Below are 25,131 nucleotides of genomic sequence, written 5' to 3'. Positions count from 1 at the left end.
TTATGGGACCCTAACCATAGTGGAGTTGCTGTGTCGGCAGTGTTTGTTAACCTCCGCCCATGACGGCGGTTCTCGACTACACATCAGCAGGACCGTTCACCCGCATCGACGGGGTGGACATGCTCGCCCTCGAGTCGCTCCCCACCGACCCCATGCAAATATGCCGGGTAGTGCCGTACCTGGTGGTCCAACCCACCGATGCACGGTCGCTGAATCTGCCCACCGACCGATTCGACGAAAACCAGATCCGGCCGGCAAGCGTTCTGCTTCAACGCCTGCTTGCGCTCGATCCGGCACCGGTGACCTCCGCCCGAGAACCCGACAAGCGGCTCGTCGGAACCTGTCGGCACTTTGCTGTTTTGAGTTGTGCGTTTCTGCGCTATCGCGGAATTGCCGCTCGCGTCCGCTGTGGTTTTGCCACCTACTTTCAACCGGGACAGGGCGTGGACCACTGGATCACCGAGTACTGGGACGACGCCGGCAAGCGGTGGATCCGCATCGATTCGGAGATCCTCGGACAAAACGTCCTTCCTCACGCCCATAACCTGCAGCCGGGAGAATTCCTCAGTGGTGGTGAGGCGTGGCTGGCGTATCGACGCGGCGTGATCGACGGGTCCCAGTTCGGGGTGTACGGCACCGAGAACTGGGGGCCTGCCGAGATCCGCGGCAACGCAGTGAAGGATCTTGCCGCGATGAACAAGGTCGAAACTCTGCCGTGGGACGAGTGGGGTCGTATGACGGACGCCTACGACGGAAAGACAGGCGCCGACTACGACCTACTGTTGGACGATGTCGCCGCGGTGTGCGCCGCCGACGATCCCGTTGCCGTGCGAGCACTGTACGAGCACGATGACTTGCGCGTGCCGGACAAGCTGATTCGTTTCTGAGATGCTGGTGCGATGAATCCGGAGCATCGCCAACTCGATTACGGACTTCGATTCGACTGGGGGTTGCGCGGCGCCGAAGCGATTGCTGCCGGCGTCGATGTGGCAGTGGTGGTAGACGTTCTCTCGTTCACGACGACGCTGAGCGTTGCCGCCGACGCGGGAATCGACGTACTTCCCTTTTCCTGGAATGACGAGAGTGCGGTCGACTACGCGCGTGATGCCGATGCGGTTCTGGCTGTACGGCGAAGTGTGGCCAGAGAGGGTCAGATCAGTCTGTCTCCCAAGACGATTCGCGATACCGAGGCGCCAAGTCGGCTGGTGCTGCCGTCTCCGAACGGGTCGACTATCGCGTTTGCGTTGGCGTCCGAGGTTGCGGTGTGTGTCGGCGCTTCCTTGAGGAACGCTTATGCCGTCGCGGATTGGATTGTGCACGAACATGGTCCGGGATCGCGGGTTGCGATAGTCGCATCCGGGGAGAAGTGGCCCGGTGGAGAGTTGCGCCCGGCGGTGGAGGATCTGTGGGGTGCCGGTGCGGTTGTCACGGCGCTGACCGCTGCTGGTTGGGACGGCCACGTATCGCCCGAGGCTCGGATGGCGGCGGATGCGTGGGCGGCGGTGGCGGATTCGTACGAGGACCGCCTGCGGGACTGTGCCTCAGGACGTGAGTTGATCGCCATGGGGTTTCCACACGACGTCGCCATCGCCTCGGAACTCGACGACAGCGACACCGTACCTGTTCTCGAAGATCGTGTGTTTCGAGGTCAGCGCACCGGGCGTCGGTTGAACAAACTCCGTGCCCAGAGGTAGGAGAGGAAGGTGATTGCGACGCACCATCCGATCGCGAGTATCGCGTTGTTTCCGATGGCTTCGCCGAGAAGAAGTCCTCGAAGAGTCTCGATGATCGGAGTGAACGGCTGATACTCGGCGAACCATCGCAACACGGTCGGCATCGAGTCGGTGGGGACAAAGCCGCTTCCCAGGAACGGCAAGAGGATCAACACCATTGGAAGGTTGCTGGCCGTCTCGACACTCTTGCTGACGAGGCCGAAGGCGACCGACAACCAGATCATGGCGATGGAGACCGAGACGAGGAGTGCAAACGTCGCGGCCCACTCCACGAAGCCTGCAGTGGGCCGGAAGCCGACGGCTATCGCTACGGCGATGACGACAACGAGGCTCACGATCGTCTGAAGGAGGCTGCCGAGAACGTGACCGGTCAGGACGGACGTGCGCGTGATCGCCATCGTTCGGAATCGTGCAATGATCCCGGCGGTCATATCGGTTGCGACGGAGATGGCAGTACCTTGTGCCGCTGATGCCACGGTCATCAGAATAATCGCCGGTGCAACGTAATTGACATACTCGGCTCGGCCGCCACCGCCGGGGCCGAGGCCGTTCCCGAGCGTTCCGCCGAGCACGTAGACGAACAGCAGTAGGAAAACGACTGGCATTCCGACGAGCATCACCGTCATCGACGGATATCGAAGGATGTGTCGAATGCTGCGACGCAGCATGGTTTTCGAGTCCTGATAGGCAAGCGTCATGGTGGTCATCGCGCGTCGGTCCTTTCGGTGGCGGTCAGAGTCAGGAACACGTCGTCCAGGTCGGGTGTGTGCACGGAGAGTTCCTTGACGTCGATCGAGTGAGCGTCGAGTTGGTCGAGAAGAGAGCGCAGCGAGCGGACACCCCCGTCGCTGGGGACCTGGAGGACGTAGGCGGCATCGTCACGTGATGATTCGTCGAAAACAGCTGCAGCAGAATCGAGCTGATCTCGGTCGAAGAAGTGAAGACGAATGTGGCCGCCGGGGATGTGCCGTTTGAGTTCCGCTGCCGTACCTTGGGCGACGATCCGTCCCTGATCGAGGACGGCGATGTGGTCGGCCAGTTGATCAGCTTCCTCGAGGTACTGGGTCGTGAGGAAGATGGTGACACCGCCCTCGACCAACTCCCGGATGATCTGCCACATGGTGCGTCGGCTTCGGGGGTCGAGGCCGGTGGTGGGCTCGTCCAGGAAGATGATCTCCGGTCGTCCGATCAACGTCATTGCCAGGTCGAGCCGTCGACGCATGCCGCCCGAGTAGGTCGACGCCAGCTTGTCCGCGGAGTCGATCAGATCGAACTTCTTCAGGAGTTCTTCAGTGCGCGTTCGACGTTCGTCCTTGCCGAGATGGTGCAGGTCGGCCATGAGGAGAAGGTTTTCCTCACCGGACAGATAGTCGTCGACCGCTGAGAACTGCCCGGTGACGCCGATGCGCGAACGCACCGCGTCGGGATCGTCGGAAGGGTTGTACCCGGCGATGCGGATGTTGCCGCCGTCTGCCGGAACGAGGGTCGAGAGAATTTCCACGATGGTGGTCTTGCCGGCGCCGTTGGGGCCGAGGAGCGCAAAGACGGTTCCGCGGTCGACGGAGATGTCGATTCCGTCCAGTACCGTCTTGTCGTCGTAGGCCTTCTTCAGGCCCGTCGCGGTGATGGCTGGTTTACGGGACATCAGCGTTCCTTTCGCTAGATCTTCTTGTTGGATTCTTCTCGAGGCTCCGAACGTCGAATGACGATGTCGCCGTAACTGGTTTGTGCCCGGACGTCTACCCGGCGTTCAGTGGAAGCCGGACCGTGCGTGGCATTCATCTGGTTGTCGACGCGGCCGAAGGACGTATGAGCGTCGAATCGTGCGGCGGTTCCGGATCGAACGCCGATATGGATTCGCCCGGCGGCCGTCTTGGCGGATACGACTCCACTCTCGATGGTCTCGAAACGGATGTCGCCGTTGGCGGTTGCGGCGCTCGCGTCGGATTCGGCGTGCTCGACGGCGACACTGCCGTTGGCGGTCTTCGCCTTCAGTGCGCCGGTGATCGTGCCGATGTTGATGTCGCCGTTGGAGTTCTTGACCTCCGCGTTGCCGTCGACGCGGCCGATGCGGATGCTTCCGGACCCGGTGCTCGTGTCGATGTCACCGGCCACGTGCTCGACGATGATCGCGCCGGCCCCGGTGCTGACGTTGAGCGGCCCGGTGGTTTCCAGTGTGCAATCGCCCGCGGAAACCTTCACCCGTGATCGTCCGAGAGTGCCTTCGCTACGGAGGTTGGCAACTGCGGCAGTGCCTTCGAGTTCCGAGCCGGAGGGAAGCTGAACGGAGATGTCCACAGATCCTGTCTTCCCGAAGATGCCGAGGCCGCGCTGTTTCGGAGTCTTGATCTGCAGCCGGCCACCTGCGAATTCGACGCGCGTTTGTTCGGCGACTCGAACGTCGACCTCGCGAGACGAGTTGCTGGGCAACACTTCCACGACAGTGTCGTTGCGGCTGCTCGCCGTGATCCGGATTTGTGCGACTGCCACGTCGAAGTTCAAGGTGATGGGGTCAGGTGTGCTGAATGTAGGCATGGTGATACTCCCGATGAGGTTGTCTCGGTTGATGAAAGAGGGTGGTGCGAAAGATGAAGCCGGTGTCAGTGCACCCAGCCGCTGAAGCTTTCGGAACCTTGGGACGTGCGCTGTCTCGGAGTGCTTCTGTTCGCGCCGCCTTCCAGAGCCGTTGCAGCCGAGCGAACCAGCCACGCGTTGACGGAGATACCGGCTTCCCGGGCCGCCGCCTCGATCCGGTCTTTGAGGTCTTGCCCCAGCCGCAAGTTGATTCGAGTCATCGAGGCGTCGTCGGACTCCGTGACGGGGCGCGGTGCCGGAGTCGGGTCCTCTTCGACGGGGGCTGGAACCGGTTCACTGATGGCTGGTGCCACCACGAATTCGGGTTCGCGTCCCCGCAGGCGCAGGTCCACCGAACCCGGGGCGAGGTCACGCGTGATCTCGGCGGCTGCCGCAGACAATGCGTCGAGAAGGGTGAGTCGCACTGCTGATTCCAGCGGTGCGGTCAAACGATCGGCGAGTGCCTTTGCGTCTTCTCCGCCTGCTTCGGCCGCCACCGCGAGTTCGTGGCGAAGGTTGTCTACGTACGGTGTCAAGTCCATGGCATCACTATGGCACCACTTTGGTGCCACCGCAATAGTTTGGTGGCACATTCGTGTGAATTTGGTGAGAATTGCCAGGTCATCGGGGTGGTTGGCGATTCGGTCCGCGGCAGGCTGGCACACTCGTAAGGGTGAGTCCTGCCGAATCGAACCGCCGACGCCGCATCGTGCTCTGGATTGCCGGGGTGCTCGGCGTCGTGATCGTGGTTGGGGTGGTGGTCGTCGCGATCGCACCATCGCGGTACCTGCCCTGGGACACGGCTGAGTTCCCGGCGGTGGACGCGAGTGCGCTCACGTCTGATCAAGGTCGGGTGCTCGAGCTACTGCAATCCGAGCATGAGCAGGACCGTCCGGGCACCTTCTATTCCGACGGCATCGACGAAGAGTGGTGCGCCGACTTTGTCAGCTGGATCATGAGGGAAGCGGGTCGACCGTTGTCCAACCCGAACTCCGGAAGTTGGCGCATCCCGGGGGTGTACACCTTGCAGGAGTATTACCAAGGGATCGGCGCGTACGCCGAGAACGGCAGCGGGTACACCCCGAATGTGGGTGATGTGGTGATCTACGACAGTTCGAGATGGGTCGGTCAGCACACCAACATCGTTGTGGCAGTGGACGGCAACTCTGCGGTCACGGTTGGCGGCAACGAGTTCGGCAAGGTGCGGGTTCATGATCTGGACTGGCAATCCGACTCTGCCGTCGTGGGATTCGGAAAACTTCACCCCTGATCGTTGCTCTTCGGAGACAAGGCGAACCACCGCGCCGACGCACGTGCCTCGTCGCCTGCGTCGATGTGCAGCGTGTTCGTGCCGGTTCGCACGCTCACCTGCTCACCTCTCTTGATGGGCTGGGTGTACTCGAGGATCGCGCGAAAGGGCCCGCTTCGTAATCTGTCGGGCAGCGCATCTTCCACGGGCTGCCAGTAGATTGCGTTGTTCACGTGATCGAAGGGGTCGAAATCGCTCGAGCGCAACGGGAACGGCGTATCCGCTGACGGCGTCGTGTCCGGGGTCGGGTCGATCCACCGACGCCAGTGAAGATGCTGGTCCACGGCCGTCGATGCCAGGGCGGCGGTGAACTTCTCACTGATGGATGCCGGCATTCCCGTCTTCGGGTCGATGTTGATCCAGAACGCCTCGGTTTCGATCAACCCGCCGCCATCGGATCTGATGCGAACTCGCATCGAACACCACTTGTTCGACAGGCCTGAACACCAGCGCTGCAGGTGAACTCGATCCGGCCAGACGACCGGTTCGAGTACATCGATCACCGTTCTTCGTACCATCCACAGCGGGTGTGTATCCATGGCGCCGCGGTCGACGAGATTATCGAAGCCCGCGTCTTGGAGGTAGCGCGCGATCGCGTCGAGGCGCAGTTGTTTGTCGGTGTGGATGTCACCCGTACGCACCGGCCACGAGGCCTGGAAGATGCTTCCGGTTGTCGGTAGTTCGGCCAGCGCTACGTGGTCGTCGACTTTTGTACGGTTCATCGGATGTGGGCTCCCGGTGTTCGCTTGGTTGGGTGGCTTCACGCTTGCGTTACCCGATGGTGGGATCTTGAACCATCGGAGTTCATCGTTTTCTGAATCCAGTTTTCGATGTACTGTCGCACGTATGGATATCGAGGGCGTAGATGTGGTGACCAACGTGGCGGTGCTTGCGAGGTTCGGGCATGCACTGTCCGACGAGACTCGGACACGGATACTGCTCGAACTGAAGACCGCCCCGCGGTATCCGTCCGACCTCGCTGAAACACTGGCTGTGACCAGGCAGAAGCTGTCCAACCATCTGGCTTGCCTGCGCGGTTGCGGCTTGGTGGTGGCCGTCCCGGAAGGGCGCCGGACCAGATACGAACTCGCCGATGTACATATCGGTCGGGCCCTCGACGACCTGCTCGGGGTCGTACTCGCGGTGGATCCGTCGTACTGCCCGGACAGCGAATCAGAGGGGTGCTGCTGATGGTTGCGCCCGTTGACGGTGTCGGGCTCTCGACTGACCGGCGTGCGCTCTTGTCGAGAAGAATTCGCATCTTCGTGGCGATCACGATCAGCTACAACGTCGTCGAAGCGATCATCGCGATGGCGGAGGGCACACGAGTGTCGTCCGCAGCACTGTTCGGTTTCGGCCTCGATTCGGTGATCGAAGTGTCCTCGGCGGCAGCTGTTGCCTGGCAGTTCTCGGCGCCGGATCCGACGAGCCGTGAGAAGACGGCACTGCGAGTGATCGCATTCTCGTTCTTCGGGCTCGCTGCGTACGTCTCGTTCGACGCGATTCGGTCGCTGTTCGGTCTGGGGGAAGCTTGGCACACGAGCGTCGGAATACTCTTGGCTGCGGTGAGTTTGGCGATCATGCCGGCCCTGTCCTATGCGCAACGCCGAGCCGGTCGGGAGTTGGGTTCGCTGTCGGCGGTCGCGGATTCGAAGCAGACGCTGCTCTGCACTTACCTCTCTGCTGTCTTGTTGGTCGGTTTGCTGCTCAACTCGCTGCTCGGCTGGTCGTGGGCGGATCCGATTGCTGCACTGGTCATCGCCGTCATCGCGGTGAAAGAAGGCATCAACGCGTGGAAGGGTGATCCGTGCTGCCCGGTTGTGGCTGTGCCCGAGAGCGGTGACGAGTGCGACTGCTGCTGAGTGAACACAGGTTTTGTCGAGTGAGCACTCCCTGCGGTGCGTCAGAGCGGGTGTTCACTCGATGAAAGGCGTGCCGACTTCTGCGCGGCCCTTGACGTGCGCGGCGCGTTGCTCGAGAAGGCGCCGCAGATACGGGCCGACAGCCAACCTCAGTGCCAGGTGTCCGAGCGTCCCGAAGGGGGCCGTAACCGTGAAGCGGTCATGCATCCGCGTCCACCCACCCGGCTGAACGTCGAAGACGTGCTCGTGCCGCATTGCGGCAAACGGGCCGCGGACCTGCTCGTCTGTGAACGAGTACGGACGGTTGTACTGCGTGATCCGGCTTGTCATCGAGAATCTCCACCCGAGATGCCGAGCAGTGAACGACACCTCGTCGCCCTCTCCCAGCGTCGATCTACCCGTACTCGTGACTGCCACCTCATCTGTTGCGCGGAGCGAGGCCGAGTGTTCGTCCATGTCGAGTTCGAGATCGAAGATCACCGCCGGTGGAGCATAGATATCGGTGATCACGACTACGGTGTGTTGCACAGTGCCAGTCTGCCAACATTGGTTTGCGATCCCGGCAAGCGGGTACGGGTCGGTGACCTGCGGTTCATCCGCGACGGGTGATGTTTTCGCCTTCCAGCCCCTCGAGACTGAGTAAGGGAAGTGCATTCTGTCGAAAGGAACGCTGATGACTGCTCCACCGCGGGAACCCGCGAATCACCCTGTCCGGCAGGGTTTCGCGGTAGGTACGACGTTTGCAGCAGCAATCCTGCTGCTCACCGCAGGCATTGTCGCTCTGCTTCAGGGCATCGCGGCCGTTGCCGACAACAATCTGTTTGTCGTGGGTATCAACTACACGTACAAGTTCGACATCACGACGTGGGGTTGGATCCACATCATCTTGGGCATCATCGGGATCGTGGTGGCCCTCGGCCTCTTCACCGGTGCAGTGTGGGCCAGGGCGGCGGCAATCGTCATTGCGTCGCTCTCGATCATCGCCAACTTCTTGTGGATGCCGTATTACCCACTGTGGTCGATCCTGGTCATCGCGCTCGATGTCGTTGTGATCTGGGCGGTCGCGACCTGGGACAGGGACAGAGTCTAGGCACCGAACAACCCGAGAGCAGTTGGTCCCGACCGAGTCGACTCGGTCGGGACCATCGCTCGTGCGTGGGACATTTCGACAGGGTGTGGCTCGGATCAGTCTGGGAGTCGACGCATTTCGGCGACGGTCAGGCCGAGGGAATCGAGACGGGCCATGATGCTCCGCATAGCCGTGTGGTCCGCGACGGGTCCGTACAAACTGGTGAACCCGCCGGCCGCACTGGCGACACTGAGTTCAGGAAATGCGGCCTTGACGCGGTCCGACACTTCGCCGTCGATGAGGAATTGATACCGAGTGGGAGCATTCATCAGTATCCGCTCCATTTCGTAGGGCCATGAGGTTCGAGAAGGCAGCGCTCCGAGCCTCGAAATCGCATGTCGTCAAGTGCAATCGGCGTCGCTGCCCGATCCAGGACTCCGCATCCGTGGGATCCAGTCTTACTCCCGTACGCGCTCGGGGCGTCATCCCCTACGGGTGAATGTCGTCGCGGGTCCGTTCATCCCTTTTGTGTGAGGCTCCGTAGAGTCGCCACCCCTAGTGTCGACCGGGAGAGAGAAGAGGTCGGCATGGGATCTGTCATCGGGGATCTGTTACCCCTCGCGGTCGGCGTTGCGGTATCGCCGATCCCGATCATCGCGGCAATCTTGATGTTGTTGTCCAAGCGTGCCGGCAGCACGAGCGTCGGGTTCGCGCTGGGCTGGATACTGGGAATCGTCGTCGCCACCGTGATCTTCGTGCTTCTGTCCAGCAAGCTCGGTGACTCCGAAGGTGATCCGTCAGCGACAGTGTCGTGGATCAAGCTGGCGTTGGGTGTATTGCTTCTTGCGTTCGGAGTCAAGCAATGGCGCGGACGCGGAGGCGAGCACGAAACCCCGAAGTGGATGCACGCCATCGATGACATGACCGCTGTCAAAGGCCTCGGCTTGGGCTTCGCTCTGGCTGCGATCAATCCGAAGAATCTGATGATGTGTATCGCGGCCGGAATCTCGATCGGATCCGCGTCATTGGGCTCCGGAGAAGTTGTTGTCGCCATTCTGGTTTTCACGATCATCGCGGCCTGCACAGTGTGCGTGCCCGTGATCGGCTACCTCGTTGCCGCGGAGCGACTGCGTGGTCCGCTGGCCAAGCTGAAGGTGTGGTTGCAGGAAAACAACGCCACGGTGATGAGTGTGTTGATCCTGGTTATCGGTGTTGTTCTCATCGGCAAGGGCATCGGCGGTCTCTGACAACTGGAGGTAGTTATGGGATCGCTGCTACTGCAACAGATCCCGCTGGCGCTCGGGATCATCATGAGCCCGCTGGCGGTTGTCGCCGTTGTGGCCGTACTGTTTTCCGAACGAGCGCGTATCAACAGCATTGCGTACCTGATCGGGTGGTATCTCGGAATAGTTGTCGCGCTGGCCGGTTCGTACGTCATCTTGACCGCACTCCAGGTTCATCAGCGCACACACCCTCCGCTGTGGGTGCCCATCATCCATCTCGTTCTCGGGGCAACTCTGCTGGCGGGTGCCTGGTTCGTCTACTCACGCAGTCGTCGCGGGGTTCAGGCGATGGCGGCTGCAGTTGCCCCTGGCGACGTTGTGGCTGCGGCCCCTCAGCTGCCGAAGATGCTGCAATCGGTTGAGCACTTCCAACCAATGCGATCCGGTGTGCTCGGTTTCGCGCTGTTCGTTCTCAACCCCATCGACATGTCGTGTGCCATCGCAGCAGCGATGAACCTTCGTCTCAGCACCGTGGCACCGACGTCGCAGATCGTCTCGGCCGTGATCTTCTCGTTGGTGTCCGTGACCTCGGTCGCGGTACCTGTTGCCCTCCTGCTGATCAAGAAGGACGAGGCAACCGAACCGCTGCTGAAGATCCGCACCTGGATAGCCACCAACACGCACTTGCTGAACGTCGGGCTCCTCGTCCTGATCGCGGCGATGCAGATCAGTAAAGGGGTGCAAGGACTATGAGTGCTCCGCACACGCGGACCTGGTGGGTCTTCGGATCGTTGTCCGACTATCAACGCGCTTGGCTTCGCCCCGACATCATTGCGGGCCTTACGGTGTGGGCTGTCCTTGTTCCGGAAGCGCTCGCGTACGCCACCATCGCCGGAGTTCCGCCGGTGGTCGGGCTTTATGCTGCGGTTCCGTCATTGATTCTGTATGCAGCAGCCGGCAGTTCGCGCCATCTGATCGTCGGGCCGATGTCGGCGACCGCAGCGTTGTCCGCGGCGATGATTGCGCCATTGGCTTCAGGAAACGACGGCCGATTCATCGCGCTGTCGGCGGCATTGGCGATCGTGACCGGGCTCGTCGGACTGCTCGCAGGATTCATGCGCCTCGGATTCATCGCGTCCTTCATCTCCGAGCCGGTTCTCAAGGGATTCATCGTCGGTCTGGCGCTCACGATCATCATCGGTCAAGTACCCAAACTCCTGGGCGTGGACAAGGGGGAGGGAAACTTCTTCGTCCAGACGTGGACAGTGGTGAAGGAACTGGGTGAGGTCGACCTACCGACCGTGATCATCGGATTGCTCAGCCTGGCAATGGTCCTGGGCGTCAAGCGATGGCTTCCGCTCGTACCGGGTTCGCTCCTCGTCGTGCTGCTGGGCATTACCGCAGTAGCGTTGTTCGGCCTCGACGATCGTGGCATCGACATTGTCGGACACATCGACTCGGGCCTGCCGTCGATGGGTCTGCCGAGTGGTGTGGGAGCCGAGGACTACCTCGACCTGGTCGGACCTGCGGTCGGCGTTCTGCTCATCGGTTTCGCCGAAGGTCTTGGCGCTGCAAAGACATACGCGGCCAAAGCCGGCTACACCATCGACGCCAATCGTGAACTGGCAGGACTGGGTGCGGCCAATCTCGGATCGGGTCTCTGCTCGGGAATGGTGGTCAACGGCAGCCTGTCGAAGACCGCCGTCAACGGAGGAGCGGGCGCCAAATCTCAGGTCAGCGGACTGGTGGTCGCGGCGCTGACGCTGGTGACACTGCTGTTTCTCACCGGCCTGTTCGAGAAGTTGCCAGAGGCGACGCTCTCGGCTGTGGTCATCGCAGCAGTGATCGAACTGGTCGATTTCTCCTCCCTCGCAGCGCTGTACCGGGTGTGGACGAAGAGGTTGGGCAGTATCTACGGGCACGCTGCCCGGGCCGATTTCGCGGCGGCGATCGCGGCGATGTTCGGGGTTCTCCTCTTCGACACGTTGCCCGGTCTGATCATCGGAATCGCCGTCTCGATGTTGCTGCTCCTGTATCGGGTCTCCAAACCGCACGTGGCCGCTCTGGCCAAGGACGGCACGCGCTGGGTCGACATCAGTGGGCATCCTGATCTGAAGACACTCGACGGCGTCGTAGTGGTCAGGGTCGAAGCGGGGATGTTCTTCGCCAATGCCGATCACGTGCGTGATCAGATCACCGGTCTGGTGACCGCCGGCACCACCATGGTCGTTCTCGACGCCGAGACGTCACCGTTCATCGACGTCAGCGCTGCGCAGATGTTGGCTCAGCTTCGAGATTCGTTGGCACGCAGAAATGTGAGCTTCCGAGTGGCACGCGACATCGGGCAGTTCCGCGACGTTCTGTCCGGTGCCGACCAGGGCGCGCTGAAGGTCGACGTCTATCCGACCGTCTCGAAAGCGCTTGCAGGTCGAGACAACACCTCAGCGTGATGTCCGTAGCCAGATTCCCAGGGGACCGGAATCTTTGGCCACTGATCCGACGATCGACGACGCGACAACCACGATGGCCGAGAAGATGAACAGCCAGCCGATGACGGTGAACATCACGCCCAGAAGACCGAACTCGTCCTGCGACGTCTTTGTCATTCGGGGGAGGAAAAGAGTGCCGGCCACGTGCAGTCCGGTCAGGCCCGTCGCGGTGAGCAATCCTGACCCGACGCACATTCGAGTGGTCATGCGATTGGCCGTCAGCAGCATGGGCACGGCTGTCCACACGAGTGCCCACACGACGTAGACCGCTGTGAATTCCAGGACTCTGCCCACTCCCGGAACACCATTCAGTTCACGGCACAGGGCCGCACCGACCACCGACGCGGCCACGACGCACACTACCGCGAACCACCGCCACGCCTGACGGAGTGTCGCCGTCGGCACGCTCCAGATCCGTCCGTACATCCGGCCGAGAGCGCGAGCGTAGGACGTGGAACTGATCAGCAGCATGAGCAAGCCGACAATCCCGAACGCTGCCGCGGTAGAGGTACTGGTCAATACGGTGTCGGGGAGTTGGACGCCGAGGTCGTCTTTGGCGGCATCAGCCAACGGCTTCAGCTTCTCCAAGGTCGACGCTGCAATCATGACCGGGAGCAATGACGTAAAGGCCTGGGCCGCCAAAGTCATGGCGCTGTCCACGAGCCCGACTTCGAAGACCCCGATGGTTGCATCAGTCGCCAACCGTCGACTGGGTGTACGTCTCGCCCACACGGTCAATCGATCGCGCGTATCGGAATACAGCTTCGGGGGCATGGAAGCAGTCTTGCTCAGATGAGTCCGCCGCGTCGCGCAGCCTTGAGCGCGTCGCGTCGGTTGCTCACTTCCAACTTGCGATAGATCCCGCGAAGATGCGTCTTGATGGTGTTGACGGAAAGGAACAGCGTGTCGGCAATGGACTCGGTGGTGTCTCCGGAAGCCAGTTCACGGAGTACGGTGTATTCGCCTGGCGTGAGGATCGGTGCACTCACCAATTCTTGTGGGCGAATGCGGCTACGTACCTGTTCGGCAAATGCTTCTTGATCTCCGAAATGTCCACTGAACTCGTCGAACACCGGCCGCAGGGATGCGCCGTAGTCGAGGAAGGGGCGTAGCAGGCTACCGGCTTCCGCGGCGCGCAGCGCTTTGTGGAGGGAGCGAAACGACTTGCGCTCGTGACCTGTTGCAGCGTGGATCCCGGCTTCGAGTGTCCAGGCGTAGACGTGATGTGCGAGCAACGGGATTTCGGAGGACCCGAGAGCTTCGGAAACTTCGACGAGTGCTTCCGCGAACTTGTTGGACGAGAAGGCGACGGCACCCCGTGCGAGATGTATCTCCGACGTTTCTCCGAATTGATCGGCTGCGTCACGCACGAGTCTCGCTGCCCATTCCACCTCGCCGACGGAAAGGCATGCGTGGACGACGGGTGGTAGAAGAGCCAAGGTCGCGAACGCGAAGGTACGTAATTCGATCGCGCTGAGCATCGCGTCGCGGACATCGGCGGCGGTCGAGCGTCGGTCGGTCGAGCCGTCGAGACCGTGAAGGCCGAAGGTTACGACGGAGTGCCACCCGAACACCGGCGCGCTGGCGCCGAGAACGTCTGTGCTCCGGTAGTTTCCGATTGTCGGGATGCGGTACGGGAGTTCGCTCGAAGCGCAGAGATATGTGGCAAAGGCGGCCACCGACGCGGGCAACTCGTACTCCGCAGTCGTCGTGATGCGATGTTCGACCGCGTAGTCGAGAGCGTAGACGGAGTGAGCCCTCATCGCCCCGATGTCTCCGCTGAGAGAAGCTACGTAGCCCAGTCCGGTCAGCGACTTCAAGACGAATCGCGCCCTGCCCCGTATTGTCCCGAGTGCGACGGCTTGAGTGTATTCGACAGTCGCCCTGTCGAACTCACGTCGCAGTAAGTGTGCCGTCGCCAATTCCATGTGTGCGTAGGCTTCGATGTCGGAGTGGGTGCTTTTCTGACGCCGCTCCAGACGTGCCGCCAGCGGCTCGTTGTCGGAAGTCGCCGTAACGCAGGAGATTTCCAGGCTCATCGCCAGGAACAATGGATCTTCTGCAATCGGTGGATGAGTTGCCTCGAGAAGATCGAGGCACGTGGTCGCCGAGGTCACGTCACCGGAGTGGAGGGCGGCCGCCGCCAGCACCAGTCGGGTGATCGGGGATTCCGAAACCTGCGTCGACACCGATTCCAGGACTCGCACGACGTCCCCGCAGTGCCCGTCGAGTACGAGGCCCAGCCCGCAGCGTTCGAGAAACGCGAGAATGCGGCATGGGTCTCCGATCGACACCTCGAGTTCGAGCGCCTCGAGTTCGAAGTGATTGCTTTCGAACCAGCTTGCTGCTCGCAGGTGTACGCGGTTTCTCTCGATGTGATCGACGCGACGGAACTCTGCCCGAAGGTGCTCGCGCAAGAGAGGGTGATAGCTGAACCACGTTGTGTGGTCGGCGGAATCGGTACGGGTCACGGGGAAGTTGAACTGAATCAGCGAGTCGATCTCGGATCGAGCGTTCGAGTCCGTCAGAGTTTCCGCCAGTTGGGCGGAGAAAGAATCGACTACCGATGTTCGCAACATGAACGAGGTGACATGTTCGGGCAAGGACGTCAGTACCTCGTCGACGAGAAAGTCGGCGATCGGGCGGGGTGTGTGCGTGAACTCGTCCAGTGCATCGCCGATGTCACTGCGGCCGGCCAGAAACGCGGCGGTCAGGCGAACGACGGCGCCCCACCCCTTGGTGAAGTTCTCGACGATTGCGAGTTCGTCGTCGCGCAGCGTGATGTCGTACTCGCCGAATATCGCGGTGATCTCGGAGCGATCGAAAGCGAGATCGGTGGATGCAAAGCGGGTGAGTCGGCCGTCGAGAGCCAGACGATGCCACGTGAGCGGTGGTTCGTAGCGGGCGGCAACGATAATCGACAGGTTGCCCGGGGTCTGTGTGAGTATCCGATCGAGGAGACCGATCGACATCGGATCGTGGAGGGTGTGAACGTCGTCGAGGATCAACGTTGTTCGGCGCTCGTGCGTTTCGAGGGTTTCCGCAAAGTGCGCGAGCCACTGCTCGACGGGCGGCCTGGATCCGGTCTGCACGGGGAGCCTCTGGCCGGCCGCATCGACGGAGGTCGCGATCGCCTCGGCGAGGGATTCACACAGTATCGACACGTTGTTGTCGCGCTCGGCCAACGTCAGCCAGGCCAGCGCAACATCAGGGGAGGCTCGAGAATATTCGCGAGCCCAATCGGCCAGAAGTAGGGTCTTCCCCGCACCGGCCGGAGCCGAGAGCAACCCGACAGGCCCGGGGCCTGAGCCTTTGGTGGCAGTGGATGCGGTGAGTTTGCGGTGCAGGCGCGGACGCGCGACCAGTCCTTTCACGGCAGTTGGCGGGTGAAAACGACCGTTGAGTGCGGCGCCTGGCACGTGCGCTTGCCCGACGCGGTGAGACGCGTCGAGCGTTACTGCAGCGGCATCACGAAATGGGCTGCTCATCCGACTCCTGTTCGACTGGCTGCACTGGACGTGACCGCTGGATCGAAATTTTGAACGAGTTAGATGATGTGAAACTACCCAATTCGGACACCAAATAAGCGTCCAAGTCGAAAATTCGGACCAAAGTCCCTGATTTAGTGGAGTGAATTTCGAACAATGAAGGTGTCGCCAGTTCTACCGCCCGAACGGCGGGGTGCGAGCAAACCTCGAATAGCGGTCGAATACCTTTTCCAGGCCCACGAGATCCGGATCTGACAACAAGGCTGCCAGAAGTACACGTGCCTGCCCGGCTCGAAGATCGGTGGAAAATACAGCGCCTGCGGCGATCAAGTCGTGCCCGCCACCACCGCCACCGTAAACCGGGGAGATTGGCCCCGAGGGCACCCGAGTTGTCACGGCTACCGGAATGTGAGCGCCTACGCAGTCTCGTACGGCCTCGACTATCGTCGGATTGGCATTTCCCGAACCGAGTCCGTCGAGAACAAGTCCCTGCGCCCCGGCGTGCACGCAGGCGTCGATCTGTACGCGGTCTGCCCCGGGATACACGGCGATGATGTCGACGCGGGTATCCGAAATCGGATGCCACGGCAATGGTTCTGGCGTGCGCAGCAGGAGCGGATCGATGTGCACGCGGCGGAAGGCATCGAGTGCCGTCGTATCGGACTTTCGCGTACCTGCGGCTGGATGGACCGAACCGCCGAAGGCGATGAGGACACCACGCCCGTGTGACGAGATGTCCAGTCCGGCTGAGATCGCCGCGGCGAGATTCGAACGAGCGTCGGATTCGGGATGGTCGAAAGTGCGCTGCGCGCCGGTGAAGACCACCGGGCGTTGGTCGTCGTGGTGCAGGTCCAACAAGAACGCAGTTTCCTCCATCGTGTCGGTGCCGTGAAGCACGACCACCGAGTCGAGTCCGGGATCTTTCAATTGATCGGCTACGGCGTCGCGAACACGATCCATGTCCGCGAAGGTCATGCTCGAGCTGTCCTTCGACATCACGTCGACGACTCGAAGCTCGATGTCGGTCTGCTCGTTGCCGACCAGATCTGCACCGGTGATTGCGGGCCGGCTGATTCCATGCGCATCCCGGGTGCTGGCGATGGTGCCACCGGTAGTGACAACTGCGACTTTCGACACTGTGGTCCTTTCACGTCAAGCTGCGGGGTGGTGGATGGCCAACTCGCGAATACGATTCCTGGCGGCGTACCAACCAATCATCAAGAGCGGTGCGATGATCGCGATGGATCCGACGGTCCACGTTCCAACAGGGTTGTCGAATGCCATCAACACGATAACGACCGCAAGAAAGACCAGTGTCGCGATCCCGGTGTACGGTGCGCCGAATATGCGGAAGGCAGGGCGAGTGACTTTGCCTTGTTTCGCAAGTTGCCAGAGCCTCAACTGGCACAGCACAATTACCGCCCATGCACTGATGATGCCAAGTGCCGCAAGATTGAGGACTATTTCGAAGGCTTGCGCTGGGACAACAGCATTGAGCCCGACGCCGAACAGGATGACCACGCCGGTGAGTGCGATTCCCCCGTACGGCACTCCGGCTTTGTTCATTCTGGCAGCGAAGGCAGGCGCCGAACCGGCCGTCGCCATCGAATGGAGTATTCGTCCGGTCGAATACAATCCGGCATTGAGGGAAGACAACGCCGCCGTGAGAACGACCAGATTCATGATCGCATCTGCGCCTTGGATGTTGATCGAACCGAAGAATGTGACGAATGGACTTTCACCGGCGTGGTATTCGGTGTACGGGAGCAACAGTGAGAGCAGCAGGACCGACCCCACGTAGAAGACGAGGATCCGAATGATCACTGTGTTGATCGCCTTGGGTATCACCTTCCGGGGATTTTCGGTCTCTCCAGCCGTGGTCCCCACGAGTTCAATTGAAGCGTAGGCGAACACGACGCCCTGAATCACCACGACTGCCGGCAGTATTCCGTTGGGGAACAGCCCACCGTTGTCGGCGATCAGGCTGAATCCGGAGGAATGCCCTTCGATGGGCGTGCCGAAGAGTACGAAATAGACACCGAGCCCGAGGAATGCGGTCAAGGCCACGACCTTGATCAACGCGAACCAGAACTCCAACTCTCCGAAGACTTTCACGGACACGAGATTCAGTCCGAGAACCAGCAACACCGCGATCAGAGCGAACATCCACTGATCGATGTGTCCCAGTGGCGCCCAGTACTTTTTGAAGAAGTTCATGTACAACGCCACAGCCGTGACGTCGACCACGGCAGTCATTGCCCAGTTCATCCAGTACAACCAGCCCGCAGCGAAAGCCATCTTTTCGCCGAAGAATTCGCGTGCGTAGGAAACGAAGGATCCGGAAGTCGGTCGGTGCATCACCAGTTCGCCGAGCGCCCTCAGGATCAGGAACGCGAAGAATCCGCACAGCGCGTACACGAGAACCAAGGCCGGGCCCGCCTGTTGTAGTCGCCCTCCCGCCCCCATGAAAAGGCCGGTTCCGATCGCGCCACCGATCGCGATCATCTGAATTTGTCTGGGGCCGAGCGCCTTCTGATATCCGAGATCCTCCTCAGTGGCAACTTCGGCGCGGCCTGTCTCTTCCCGTTCGACGGTCATCAAACCTCCTCCGCAACAGCGGTGGCATGAGGCTTCTCCCCCGAAACGCGGAGATTGGCGAGATGTTCGGGGCTGAGCAACCGATCGAGTTCCTCGCGGTCGAGCAGGCCGGCTTCGATTACGAGATCGGCGACGCGACGCCCGGAAATCAACGCCTCCTGGGCGATCCGAGTGGACGCGGTATATCCGATGTAGGGGTTGAGCGCGGTGACGAGGCCGATGGAGTCTTCGACTCGGGCGCGCAGCAGTTCGGTGTTAGCCGTGATGCCGAGTACGCACCGGTCCGCCAAAATGCGGCAAGCCGCACCGAGGTGTCGCATTCCTTCGGACAGTGAGTGCACGATGATCGGCTCGAAAGCGTTGAGTTGGAGCTGACCGGATTCCGCAGCCATCGTGATCGTCACGTCGTTGCCGATGACTTCGTACGCGACCTGATTGAGGACTTCGGGAATGACAGGATTGACCTTGCCCGGCATGATCGACGAACCTGCCTGCACCGGTGGAAGATTGATCTCGTTCAATCCGGCTCGCGGGCCCGAAGAGAGCAGCCGGAGATCGTTGCACACCTTGGACAACTTCACAGCGACCCGCTTGAGGACGCCGGAGAGGTGGACGAACTGGCCCACGTCTTGGGTCGCTTCGACAAGATCCGTTGCCAACACCAGCGGCAGTCCGGTCAGTGCGCCCAGGTCGGAACAGGCCACCTCGGCGTAGCCGGCGGGTGCGTTGAGGCCAGTGCCGATAGCAGTCGCACCGAGGTTGATCTCGTGAACGAGAAGAGCGGCCTCAGCCAGACGCGCCCGATCCTCCTCGATCATGACCGCGTAGGTCCCGAACTCCTGACCCAGGGTCATCGGCACGGCGTCCTGCAGTTGGGTGCGTCCCATCTTCACTGTGTCGGCGAACTGAAGAGATTTGGTCGTGAATGCGTTCTGGAGTGTAAGAAGTGCATCCAGCAGGTCATCGATCGCGAAGATCGTCGAGATATTCACGGCCGTGGGGTAGACGTCGTTGGTCGATTGGCTCAGGTTCACGTGTTCATTGGGGTGAAGCCGTTCGTAGTCGCCGCGCTGGTGGCCGAGGATTTCCAACGCGCGATTGGCGATGACCTCGTTCGCATTCATGTTCGTCGACGTGCCGGCGCCACCCTGGATGACGTCCACCACGAACTGTTCGTGCCACCGCCCGTCCACGATCTCCTTGCATGCCTGTGAGATGGCCTCCGCGCGCGGGCGGTCGAGGATGCCCAGCTTTTCGTTTGCGCTGGCTGCGGCCCACTTGACGTAAGCGATGCCGCGGATCAGATGCGGGTTCGTGGAGATTGTTCGACCAGTGATCGGGAAGTTCTCCATTGCGCGCAAGGTGTGGATACCCCAGTACGAATCGGCTGGAACCTCGCGATCGCCGAGCAGATCGTGTTCTGTTCGCGTTTCGAGCACTTGATCAATTCCTCGTGTCTCTTCGCGCAAGCATCACTCTGCGCGGTGGGTGTATTTCGGGATCGCAGCGCTGACGGTCGAGTTATAGTCCCGCCCTGCTATCGGGCTATCAGGCTGTCTGACAGGTGTAATTGTTACCTCGCTCACTCCGGCACGTCAACCCTTCATCAAGTGCGATGTTTGACGCGGGACTTCGGCAGTCGCAACAATGACGGCATGAACCTGTCAGACAGCTGGGCCACCAGGCGACCCGTCGCCTCGCGGGTGAGTGCTGCCGAGGCGGTTCTCGCCGACCTCCGTGCCGCAATAACCTCCGGCGAACTGGCAGTCGGAGAGCGTCTCCCGTCCGAGGCGTCCCTGGCCGAAAGACACGGGGTCAGTCGATCGGTCATCCGTGAAGCCCTGCGCTCGTGCCATGCCCTCGGGCTCACCGAGACGAAATCCGGGCTCGGCACCTTCGTCGTCAGCGATTCGATAGCGCGAGACCTCGACTTCGGCAGCTACGCGGCCAACGAGTTGGTCGAAGCGCGGCCGCATGTCGAAATTCCGGCCGCAGGGTGGGCTGCCCAACGGCACACAGCGGAGGAACTGACGGCCCTCCGCGGACTGGTCCAGCAGATGCGTGACGAGGATGATCCGCTCGTATGGGTCGCACTCGATGCGCAGTTCCACGGACTGATCGCGAAAGCCAGTAGGAATCGGGTCTTCGAGTCGGTAATCGTCGATATTCGTGAAGCGTTGACAAGGCAGTCCGAGACACTCAATCTTGTTGCCGGTCGCCAGGAAAGGTCGAACGAGGAACACGAACGAATAGTCGAAGGAATCGCATCCGGCAGTTACGACCACGCCTCCAGGGCGATGGCCGAACATCTGGACGCCGTCAGGATGACGCTTGAAACTCTTGTCCAAGAAAGTAATCCGATGTGACGGCGCTTCCGGGTAGGTCTGTCCTCGTCTGCGTTATCCTCGCGGTATCAGTGACCGGGGCGTTGGCCGGCTGCAGTTCGTCCGACACCCCGCTGACGCCGACAACCGCGGCGTCAGCACCAACAACGGCAGCTGTACCGCCTACGGGTGTAAATCCACCATCGACGCCGGAATCCGAACGCGCGCTCTTCGATGCGGTGGACCGCAATGATCCGGCAGCGATCACCGCGGCCCTGGCTTCGGGCGCGAACATCGAAGCTCGCGGCGAGGGCGAACGGACTCCACTCGTCGAGGCCGCCAAGAACGACGCTGTCGCTGCGGCTTCTACGTTGATTCTTGCCGGAGCAGACGTGAACGCGAAGGATTCCATACAGGATTCGGCCTTCCTGTATTCCGGAGCCGAGGGTTTGAACGAGATTCTGGCGCTCACGCTCGCCCACGGCGCGGACGTCGACAGCGTGAACCGTTACGGCGGTACGGCGCTGATTCCCGCGAGTGAACACGCGCATGTCGAGAGCGTCCGGATGCTGATCGCTGCCGGGGTTCCGGTCAATCACGTCAACGATCCCGGGTGGACGGCGCTACTCGAAGCCGTTGTGTACGGCGATGGTTCGGCGCGCTATATCGATGTGATCACTCAGCTTCTCGACGCGGGGGCAGATCCCTCGATCCGCGATGCATCGGGGAAGACCGCGTTGGACAATGCCGAAAGTCGTGGTCAGTCAGACGTTGTGGCGCTGCTTCAATCGCGGAGCTGACGCCAACGAGTCGGGCTCAGCCCGTAGGCCTGTCGAAAGCGTCGGCTGAAGTGTCCGGCGTCGACAAACCCCGCCCGGTGCGCAACGGTCGCGATCGGCAGATCGACGGTAGCGGGTCGAGCCAGTTCGTCCCGAGCCTTCTGCAGGCGCTGGGTGATGATCCACTGTTCGAGCCGAAAGCCGTTGTCCGAGCAGATCTTGTACAGCTGTCGCAGTGAGATGTTGTGGGCGTGAGCAATTCGTGCGGGATTCAGTGTCGGATCGTGAAGGTGTTCACGGATGTATCGACGGATCGAAGTCATGGCAAGGGCCGATCTCGGAGCGGATGCGTCAGGATTCGCATGTGCGATCGAAGCGACCAAAGCACGTGCGAGTTCGATCGAGGCCTCGCCCAATTGTTCGGCGGCAGGATCGGTCTCCAACAGAGCGGCGCTGCGGAACAATTCACGAACGTGCGCGATCATCACGGGGTACAGATTGCTGTGATGAGGCCGGGTAGCTGCGTCCCGCACGGTGTCGATCGGCAGTCCCAGCCGATCCATCGGAACGTAGAGGCACTGGGAAGCGCCCGTTCCCGGCCAGGAGAAATCGTAGGTCGACGTCAGGTCCGTCATCAACAGCTCACCGGCGGGCACTCTGCGTTGTTCGTCGTGCTGATCTAGATGGCCGATCCCGATCTCCTGCAGGGCAATCGCAAGGACGGGCATCGACGCGGACCGGACGTGACGTGGTGTTCGGGTCAACCGCATACCGGTCGACTCGGAGCGGAACAGTGATGCTGCACCGAGGTTCCACACGTTCATTCTCGCGCTCACCCGTTCCGGGTTCTCCAAGTGGATTGCACACGGGACCGAGGCACGACCCATCGCGTCGACAAAGGCGTCCGCGCGTTGGTCAGGCTCCAACACGGAAGTATCCAGGAGCAAAGCCATGCAGCCCTGATACCCCGCGATGCGGACGCTCAACCAGAAGTTGTGCAGTGTGAGCTCAAAAGTCTGCACGGACAGTCACGTCCGTCGCAGCAGGTATTTCTAGGATCGAAACGGGCGTGTCCCGGCCTACCGCAGTTTCTCGCTTTTCGACGAGAGTGAAGGAAACGCATGAAGATCTCACGTGTATTCACCGCAGTTCTGGCGTTACTCATGACAGTCGCGGCTGGAGTGATCTTCGGCTCCGGCGCTGCGGTGGCGAGCCCCAAGCCAACCGTCGTTCTCGTCCACGGCGCTTTTGCCGACGCGACCAGTTGGGACGGCGTTGCCGCCGACCTACGTTCGCGTGGCTATCGCGTCGTGGCGCCGGACAATCCTCTACGCGGGCCCGCTTACGACGCGTCCGTGATCGAGAAGACGGTTGCGGACATCGACGGACCTGTCGTGCTCGTCGGACACTCGTACGGCGGCGCGGTGATCACCAATGTTCACGACCCGAAGGTGCAGTCGTTGGTGTACATCGCGGCGTTTGCTCCGGTTCAGGGTGAGCCGGTGCAGATCACGATCGATCCCATCAGGTTTCCTGGCAGCCAATTGCTTCCTCCGGCTCTGGGATTGAAGATCGTCGACGATCCTCACGCGATCGGCGGGAAGAACGTCGACGGCTACGTCACGGACGAGTATTTCCATTCCGTCTTCGCTCAGGATGTTTCCGACGAGACAGCGGCAACGATGTTGGCGCATCAGAAGTCTGCGGCTTTGTGGGCGAACCTCGAGCTCGGCGGGCCACCGTCGTGGGCGAACACACCGAGCTGGTATCTGGTTGCCGGTGAGGATCGCGTGATCCCAGCATCGGCGCAGCGGTTCATGGCAAACCGGATGGGCGCGAACACCAGCGAACTCCCGACCTCGCACGCATCGCTGGTTTCCCGGCCAGGGGCAGTGGCAGACGTGATCGTGGCGGCCGCTCACGGGTGAGTGTGCGACCGCCACGAAAGTAGAACAGGGTCAGGCGGAAACGATTACCGAGGAGCCGTGTCCGAACAGACCTTGGTTGGCGGTGATACCGATGCGGGCGCCTTCGACCTGACGGCCTTCGGCCTGTCCACGAAGCTGCCAAGTGAGCTCGCACACCTGCGCAAGTGCCTGTGCGGGAACGGCTTCGCCGAAGCACGCGAGACCGCCGGACGGATTGACCGGGATGCGGCCTCCAATACTGGTGTCACCCGCACGCAGGAGGTGCTCGGCCTCGCCCCGCTTGCAGAGGGCAAGGTCTTCGATCCAGTCCAGTTCCACGGAGGTAGCGAGGTCGTAGACTTCGGCGACGTCGACGTCCTCGGGAGAGATCCCGGCTTCTTCGTATGCGGCGTAGCCGATGGATTCCTTGAACGTGCGCTCCGGAGCGGGAACGGCGGAACTGGAATCGGTGGAGAAGTTCGGCATGTCCATGATCGTCTGGGGGAACGTCGGCGTGACCGTCGAAATAGCCTTGATGCGAACAGGTTCCGCGATGCCCATCTTGCGGGCGTATTCCATCGACGTCAGCAAGATTGCGGCGCCGCCGTCGGACGTCGCGCAGATGTCGAGCAGGTGAAGGGGATTGGACACCACGGGGGAGGCCAACACGTTCTCGACGGTGACTTCCTTGCGGTAGCGCGCATTCGGATTGCTCAGCCCGTGCCTGGCGTTCTTGACCTTCACGTTGGCGAAATCCTCCGCGGTGGCGCCGTAGAGGTCGATGCGACGACGCGCGTTGAGCGCGAAGTACGCCGGGTTGGTCATACCCATGAGGCGGAAGCGCAGCCAGTCCGGGTCGTCCCAACGCTCACCGGCGACGGGAGCGAGGAAGCCCTTCGGCGTGGTGTCGGCGCCGACGACCAGGGCAACTTCGCTGAGGCCGGCCAGGATTCGTGCGCGAGCGGTGTCGAGTGCCTGGGCTCCCGTCGCACACGCGGCGTACGACGTGGCGACGCGAGCGCCGTTCCAGCCGAGTGCCTGCGCGAAGGTGGCTCCGGCGACGTATCCGCCGTACCCGTTGCGGACGGTCTCGCCGCCGACGATGAAGTCGACATCCTGCCAATTCACACCCGAATCGGCGAGCGCGGCGCGAGCGGCCGCAACGCCGTATTTCACGAACGACTGCCCCCACTTGCCCCAGGGGTGCATACCGACACCGAGTACTGCGACGTCCTTGCTCATGACTGCAACTCCTGATCAGCTGCGGCGACAGGCTTCCAGCGCCACGTCGTACGTACTCCGGTTTCGTCGGTGTACAGCGGCTCGACAACCAATTCGACGGTATTGCCGACCTTGAGATCGTCGACGCCGAATCCGTCGGCCACCTGGCCGAGGATGACGATCCCCTCGGGCAGCTCGACTGCTGCGAGAGCAAAAGGCTCGTACGGATCCGAGCGCGGGATGTACGGCGGCGGGGGCTGGTACTGCGCGTCGGTGTACGACCAGACAGTGCCGCTACGGGAGAGTTCCACGTCGTCGAACTCCTCGCTGAAGCAGCTCGGGTTCTTGCAGAACGTCGCCTCACGAGGGAAGGAAATGGTGCCGCAGGATTGGCACTTCGTGCCGATCAGAGCAGGTTCGTCGCCGGTGGTGAACCAACCCTCTACTGCAGGCGTCACACTCCCGTTCGGCGCCGGCGTTGCAGTCTCGCTCATGCAATCCTCATCTGGTTGGCGAGCCTGATCCGGGGGATCGTGGGCCCGCTGTGCCGCTTAC

Annotated in this window: 27 protein-coding genes; 12 read left to right on the top strand and 15 right to left on the bottom strand. The window is 61.6% G+C overall.

Going from position 1 to position 25,131, the window contains the following annotated elements; translation table 11 throughout:
• The first annotated feature begins 59 nt into the window (after nt 1-59).
• Both KTR60_RS27145 and KTR60_RS27140 read left to right on the top strand, forming a co-directional pair.
• Nucleotides 60-887 carry a transglutaminase domain-containing protein gene (locus tag KTR60_RS27145; RefSeq protein ID WP_030536164.1) on the top strand — a complete coding sequence of 276 codons (828 nt, stop codon included), beginning with the start codon at nt 60-62 and terminating at the stop codon, nt 885-887.
• Nucleotides 888-899: 12 nt separating this feature from the next.
• Nucleotides 900-1,694, top strand: coding sequence for a 2-phosphosulfolactate phosphatase (locus tag KTR60_RS27140; RefSeq protein ID WP_228401455.1), 795 nt, complete (start codon nt 900-902; stop codon nt 1,692-1,694).
• Here KTR60_RS27140 and KTR60_RS27135 read toward each other — a convergent pair.
• The 4 genes from KTR60_RS27135 to KTR60_RS27120 form a co-directional block, all read right to left on the bottom strand.
• On the bottom strand, nt 1,649-2,440 hold the full coding sequence (locus tag KTR60_RS27135) for an ABC transporter permease (protein WP_007730359.1): 792 nt from the start codon (nt 2,438-2,440) through the stop codon (nt 1,649-1,651). The genes KTR60_RS27140 and KTR60_RS27135 overlap by 46 nt on opposite strands.
• The gene (locus KTR60_RS27130) at nt 2,437-3,378 is read right to left on the bottom strand and encodes a daunorubicin resistance protein DrrA family ABC transporter ATP-binding protein (RefSeq protein ID WP_007730361.1); all 942 of its coding nucleotides are present in this window, start codon (nt 3,376-3,378) and stop codon (nt 2,437-2,439) included. The genes KTR60_RS27135 and KTR60_RS27130 overlap by 4 nt, the downstream gene beginning before the upstream one ends.
• 14 nt (nt 3,379-3,392) lie before the next feature.
• A complete protein-coding gene (locus tag KTR60_RS27125; protein ID WP_007730364.1) occupies nt 3,393-4,268 on the bottom strand; it encodes a DUF4097 family beta strand repeat-containing protein in 876 nt (291 codons plus the stop codon).
• Nucleotides 4,269-4,333: 65 nt separating this feature from the next.
• Nucleotides 4,334-4,849, bottom strand: coding sequence for a toxin-antitoxin system HicB family antitoxin (locus tag KTR60_RS27120; RefSeq protein WP_007730367.1), 516 nt, complete (start codon nt 4,847-4,849; stop codon nt 4,334-4,336).
• Between the two features lie 131 nt (nt 4,850-4,980).
• On the opposite strand from KTR60_RS27120, the gene KTR60_RS27115 reads away from it, so the two are divergent.
• Nucleotides 4,981-5,577, top strand: coding sequence for a CHAP domain-containing protein (locus KTR60_RS27115; RefSeq protein WP_039973153.1), 597 nt, complete (start codon nt 4,981-4,983; stop codon nt 5,575-5,577).
• On the opposite strand, the gene KTR60_RS27110 is transcribed toward KTR60_RS27115, so the two are convergent.
• The gene (locus tag KTR60_RS27110) at nt 5,568-6,338 is read right to left on the bottom strand and encodes an acyl-[acyl-carrier-protein] thioesterase (RefSeq protein ID WP_007730372.1); all 771 of its coding nucleotides are present in this window, start codon (nt 6,336-6,338) and stop codon (nt 5,568-5,570) included. The genes KTR60_RS27115 and KTR60_RS27110 overlap by 10 nt on opposite strands.
• Before the next feature lie 124 nt (nt 6,339-6,462).
• Here KTR60_RS27110 and KTR60_RS27105 point away from each other — a divergent pair, with 124 nt between their 5' ends.
• Together KTR60_RS27105 and KTR60_RS27100 are read left to right on the top strand one after the other, a co-directional pair.
• Nucleotides 6,463-6,807 (top strand): ArsR/SmtB family transcription factor, encoded by a 345-nt coding sequence (locus tag KTR60_RS27105; RefSeq protein ID WP_007730375.1) that lies wholly within the window; start codon nt 6,463-6,465, stop codon nt 6,805-6,807.
• Nucleotides 6,807-7,478: a cation transporter gene (locus KTR60_RS27100; RefSeq protein ID WP_228401454.1), complete on the top strand. Its 672-nt coding sequence runs from the start codon at nt 6,807-6,809 to the stop codon at nt 7,476-7,478. The genes KTR60_RS27105 and KTR60_RS27100 overlap by 1 nt, the downstream gene beginning before the upstream one ends.
• A gap of 54 nt (nt 7,479-7,532) precedes the next feature.
• Here KTR60_RS27100 and KTR60_RS27095 read toward each other — a convergent pair whose 3' ends face one another.
• Nucleotides 7,533-8,006 carry an SRPBCC family protein gene (locus tag KTR60_RS27095; RefSeq protein WP_054780767.1) on the bottom strand — a complete coding sequence of 158 codons (474 nt, stop codon included), beginning with the start codon at nt 8,004-8,006 and terminating at the stop codon, nt 7,533-7,535.
• Between the two features lie 145 nt (nt 8,007-8,151).
• On the opposite strand from KTR60_RS27095, the gene KTR60_RS27090 reads away from it, so the two are divergent.
• Nucleotides 8,152-8,568: a hypothetical protein gene (locus KTR60_RS27090; RefSeq protein WP_003943077.1), complete on the top strand. Its 417-nt coding sequence runs from the start codon at nt 8,152-8,154 to the stop codon at nt 8,566-8,568.
• Between the two features lie 95 nt (nt 8,569-8,663).
• Here the strand turns inward: KTR60_RS27090 and KTR60_RS27085 are convergent, their stop codons facing one another.
• Nucleotides 8,664-8,876: a hypothetical protein gene (locus KTR60_RS27085; protein WP_003943015.1), complete on the bottom strand. Its 213-nt coding sequence runs from the start codon at nt 8,874-8,876 to the stop codon at nt 8,664-8,666.
• Nucleotides 8,877-9,134: 258 nt separating this feature from the next.
• On the opposite strand from KTR60_RS27085, the gene KTR60_RS27080 reads away from it, so the two are divergent.
• The 3 genes from KTR60_RS27080 to KTR60_RS27070 are packed head-to-tail and all read left to right on the top strand — an operon-like array spanning nt 9,135 to nt 12,220.
• The gene (locus tag KTR60_RS27080; protein WP_007730384.1) at nt 9,135-9,794 is read left to right on the top strand and encodes a GAP family protein; all 660 of its coding nucleotides are present in this window, start codon (nt 9,135-9,137) and stop codon (nt 9,792-9,794) included.
• Nucleotides 9,795-9,809: 15 nt separating this feature from the next.
• The gene (locus tag KTR60_RS27075) at nt 9,810-10,523 is read left to right on the top strand and encodes a GAP family protein (RefSeq protein ID WP_042451601.1); all 714 of its coding nucleotides are present in this window, start codon (nt 9,810-9,812) and stop codon (nt 10,521-10,523) included.
• The gene (locus KTR60_RS27070; protein WP_050655018.1) at nt 10,520-12,220 is read left to right on the top strand and encodes a SulP family inorganic anion transporter; all 1,701 of its coding nucleotides are present in this window, start codon (nt 10,520-10,522) and stop codon (nt 12,218-12,220) included. Before KTR60_RS27075 ends, KTR60_RS27070 begins: the two co-directional genes overlap by 4 nt.
• On the opposite strand, the gene KTR60_RS27065 is transcribed toward KTR60_RS27070, so the two are convergent.
• From KTR60_RS27065 to KTR60_RS27045, 5 genes are all read right to left on the bottom strand, one after another.
• Nucleotides 12,212-13,033 carry a hypothetical protein gene (locus KTR60_RS27065; protein WP_003942972.1) on the bottom strand — a complete coding sequence of 274 codons (822 nt, stop codon included), beginning with the start codon at nt 13,031-13,033 and terminating at the stop codon, nt 12,212-12,214. The two genes, KTR60_RS27070 and KTR60_RS27065, sit on opposite strands and share 9 nt — an antisense overlap.
• A 14-nt stretch (nt 13,034-13,047) precedes the next feature.
• Nucleotides 13,048-15,747, bottom strand: coding sequence for a helix-turn-helix transcriptional regulator (locus KTR60_RS27060; RefSeq protein WP_228401453.1), 2,700 nt, complete (start codon nt 15,745-15,747; stop codon nt 13,048-13,050).
• A gap of 174 nt (nt 15,748-15,921) precedes the next feature.
• Entirely contained in the window at nt 15,922-16,884 is a 963-nt protein-coding gene (locus KTR60_RS27055; protein ID WP_007730395.1) for an asparaginase, read from the bottom strand.
• Nucleotides 16,885-16,899: 15 nt separating this feature from the next.
• Complete coding sequence (locus tag KTR60_RS27050; RefSeq protein ID WP_228401452.1) at nt 16,900-18,345, bottom strand: amino acid permease; 1,446 nt, start codon at nt 18,343-18,345, stop codon at nt 16,900-16,902.
• Complete coding sequence (locus tag KTR60_RS27045; protein ID WP_058038379.1) at nt 18,345-19,784, bottom strand: aspartate ammonia-lyase; 1,440 nt, start codon at nt 19,782-19,784, stop codon at nt 18,345-18,347. Before KTR60_RS27045 ends, KTR60_RS27050 begins: the two co-directional genes overlap by 1 nt.
• A 216-nt stretch (nt 19,785-20,000) precedes the next feature.
• On the opposite strand from KTR60_RS27045, the gene KTR60_RS27040 reads away from it, so the two are divergent.
• Nucleotides 20,001-20,711 (top strand): FadR/GntR family transcriptional regulator, encoded by a 711-nt coding sequence (locus tag KTR60_RS27040; RefSeq protein ID WP_228401451.1) that lies wholly within the window; start codon nt 20,001-20,003, stop codon nt 20,709-20,711.
• A gap of 50 nt (nt 20,712-20,761) precedes the next feature.
• Entirely contained in the window at nt 20,762-21,469 is a 708-nt protein-coding gene (locus KTR60_RS27035; protein WP_228401450.1) for an ankyrin repeat domain-containing protein, read from the top strand.
• Here the strand turns inward: KTR60_RS27035 and KTR60_RS27030 are convergent.
• The gene (locus KTR60_RS27030) at nt 21,454-22,470 is read right to left on the bottom strand and encodes a helix-turn-helix domain-containing protein (RefSeq protein WP_228401449.1); all 1,017 of its coding nucleotides are present in this window, start codon (nt 22,468-22,470) and stop codon (nt 21,454-21,456) included. The genes KTR60_RS27035 and KTR60_RS27030 overlap by 16 nt on opposite strands.
• A 99-nt stretch (nt 22,471-22,569) precedes the next feature.
• Between KTR60_RS27030 and KTR60_RS27025 the strand changes: the two genes are divergently transcribed.
• Entirely contained in the window at nt 22,570-23,376 is an 807-nt protein-coding gene (locus tag KTR60_RS27025) for an alpha/beta fold hydrolase (protein ID WP_064075045.1), read from the top strand.
• 30 nt (nt 23,377-23,406) lie between these two features.
• Here KTR60_RS27025 and KTR60_RS27020 read toward each other — a convergent pair whose 3' ends face one another.
• Nucleotides 23,407-24,597 (bottom strand): lipid-transfer protein, encoded by a 1,191-nt coding sequence (locus tag KTR60_RS27020; protein WP_030536146.1) that lies wholly within the window; start codon nt 24,595-24,597, stop codon nt 23,407-23,409.
• Entirely contained in the window at nt 24,594-25,070 is a 477-nt protein-coding gene (locus KTR60_RS27015; RefSeq protein ID WP_037126255.1) for a Zn-ribbon domain-containing OB-fold protein, read from the bottom strand. Before KTR60_RS27015 ends, KTR60_RS27020 begins: the two co-directional genes overlap by 4 nt.
• Nucleotides 25,071-25,131: the final 61 nt, after the last annotated feature.

Origin of the sequence: Rhodococcus sp. C1, from assembly GCF_020809065.1 — a bacterium.
Classification (GTDB): Bacteria; Actinomycetota; Actinomycetes; order Mycobacteriales; family Mycobacteriaceae; genus Rhodococcus_F; species Rhodococcus_F qingshengii.
This window is presented reverse-complemented; position numbering and strand designations above follow the sequence as displayed.

What these genes read in the sequence shown, in the direction of transcription:
- KTR60_RS27120 (WP_007730367.1), bottom strand. Translation starts at nt 4,849, where the DNA reads ATGGACTTGACACCGTACGTAGACAACCTTCGCCACGAACTCGCGGTG.
- KTR60_RS27145 (WP_030536164.1), top strand. Translation starts at nt 60, where the DNA reads ATGACGGCGGTTCTCGACTACACATCAGCAGGACCGTTCACCCGCATC.
- KTR60_RS27085 (WP_003943015.1), bottom strand. Translation starts at nt 8,876, where the DNA reads ATGAATGCTCCCACTCGGTATCAATTCCTCATCGACGGCGAAGTGTCG.
- KTR60_RS27130 (WP_007730361.1), bottom strand. Translation starts at nt 3,378, where the DNA reads ATGTCCCGTAAACCAGCCATCACCGCGACGGGCCTGAAGAAGGCCTAC.
- KTR60_RS27105 (WP_007730375.1), top strand. Translation starts at nt 6,463, where the DNA reads ATGGATATCGAGGGCGTAGATGTGGTGACCAACGTGGCGGTGCTTGCG.
- KTR60_RS27070 (WP_050655018.1), top strand. Translation starts at nt 10,520, where the DNA reads ATGAGTGCTCCGCACACGCGGACCTGGTGGGTCTTCGGATCGTTGTCC.
- KTR60_RS27060 (WP_228401453.1), bottom strand. Translation starts at nt 15,747, where the DNA reads ATGAGCAGCCCATTTCGTGATGCCGCTGCAGTAACGCTCGACGCGTCT.
- KTR60_RS27125 (WP_007730364.1), bottom strand. Translation starts at nt 4,268, where the DNA reads ATGCCTACATTCAGCACACCTGACCCCATCACCTTGAACTTCGACGTG.
- KTR60_RS27065 (WP_003942972.1), bottom strand. Translation starts at nt 13,033, where the DNA reads ATGCCCCCGAAGCTGTATTCCGATACGCGCGATCGATTGACCGTGTGG.
- KTR60_RS27135 (WP_007730359.1), bottom strand. Translation starts at nt 2,440, where the DNA reads ATGACCACCATGACGCTTGCCTATCAGGACTCGAAAACCATGCTGCGT.
- KTR60_RS27025 (WP_064075045.1), top strand. Translation starts at nt 22,570, where the DNA reads ATGAAGATCTCACGTGTATTCACCGCAGTTCTGGCGTTACTCATGACA.
- KTR60_RS27080 (WP_007730384.1), top strand. Translation starts at nt 9,135, where the DNA reads ATGGGATCTGTCATCGGGGATCTGTTACCCCTCGCGGTCGGCGTTGCG.
- KTR60_RS27140 (WP_228401455.1), top strand. Translation starts at nt 900, where the DNA reads ATGAATCCGGAGCATCGCCAACTCGATTACGGACTTCGATTCGACTGG.
- KTR60_RS27075 (WP_042451601.1), top strand. Translation starts at nt 9,810, where the DNA reads ATGGGATCGCTGCTACTGCAACAGATCCCGCTGGCGCTCGGGATCATC.
- KTR60_RS27100 (WP_228401454.1), top strand. Translation starts at nt 6,807, where the DNA reads ATGGTTGCGCCCGTTGACGGTGTCGGGCTCTCGACTGACCGGCGTGCG.
- KTR60_RS27090 (WP_003943077.1), top strand. Translation starts at nt 8,152, where the DNA reads ATGACTGCTCCACCGCGGGAACCCGCGAATCACCCTGTCCGGCAGGGT.
- KTR60_RS27110 (WP_007730372.1), bottom strand. Translation starts at nt 6,338, where the DNA reads ATGAACCGTACAAAAGTCGACGACCACGTAGCGCTGGCCGAACTACCG.
- KTR60_RS27050 (WP_228401452.1), bottom strand. Translation starts at nt 18,345, where the DNA reads ATGACCGTCGAACGGGAAGAGACAGGCCGCGCCGAAGTTGCCACTGAG.
- KTR60_RS27015 (WP_037126255.1), bottom strand. Translation starts at nt 25,070, where the DNA reads ATGAGCGAGACTGCAACGCCGGCGCCGAACGGGAGTGTGACGCCTGCA.
- KTR60_RS27040 (WP_228401451.1), top strand. Translation starts at nt 20,001, where the DNA reads ATGAACCTGTCAGACAGCTGGGCCACCAGGCGACCCGTCGCCTCGCGG.
- KTR60_RS27020 (WP_030536146.1), bottom strand. Translation starts at nt 24,597, where the DNA reads ATGAGCAAGGACGTCGCAGTACTCGGTGTCGGTATGCACCCCTGGGGC.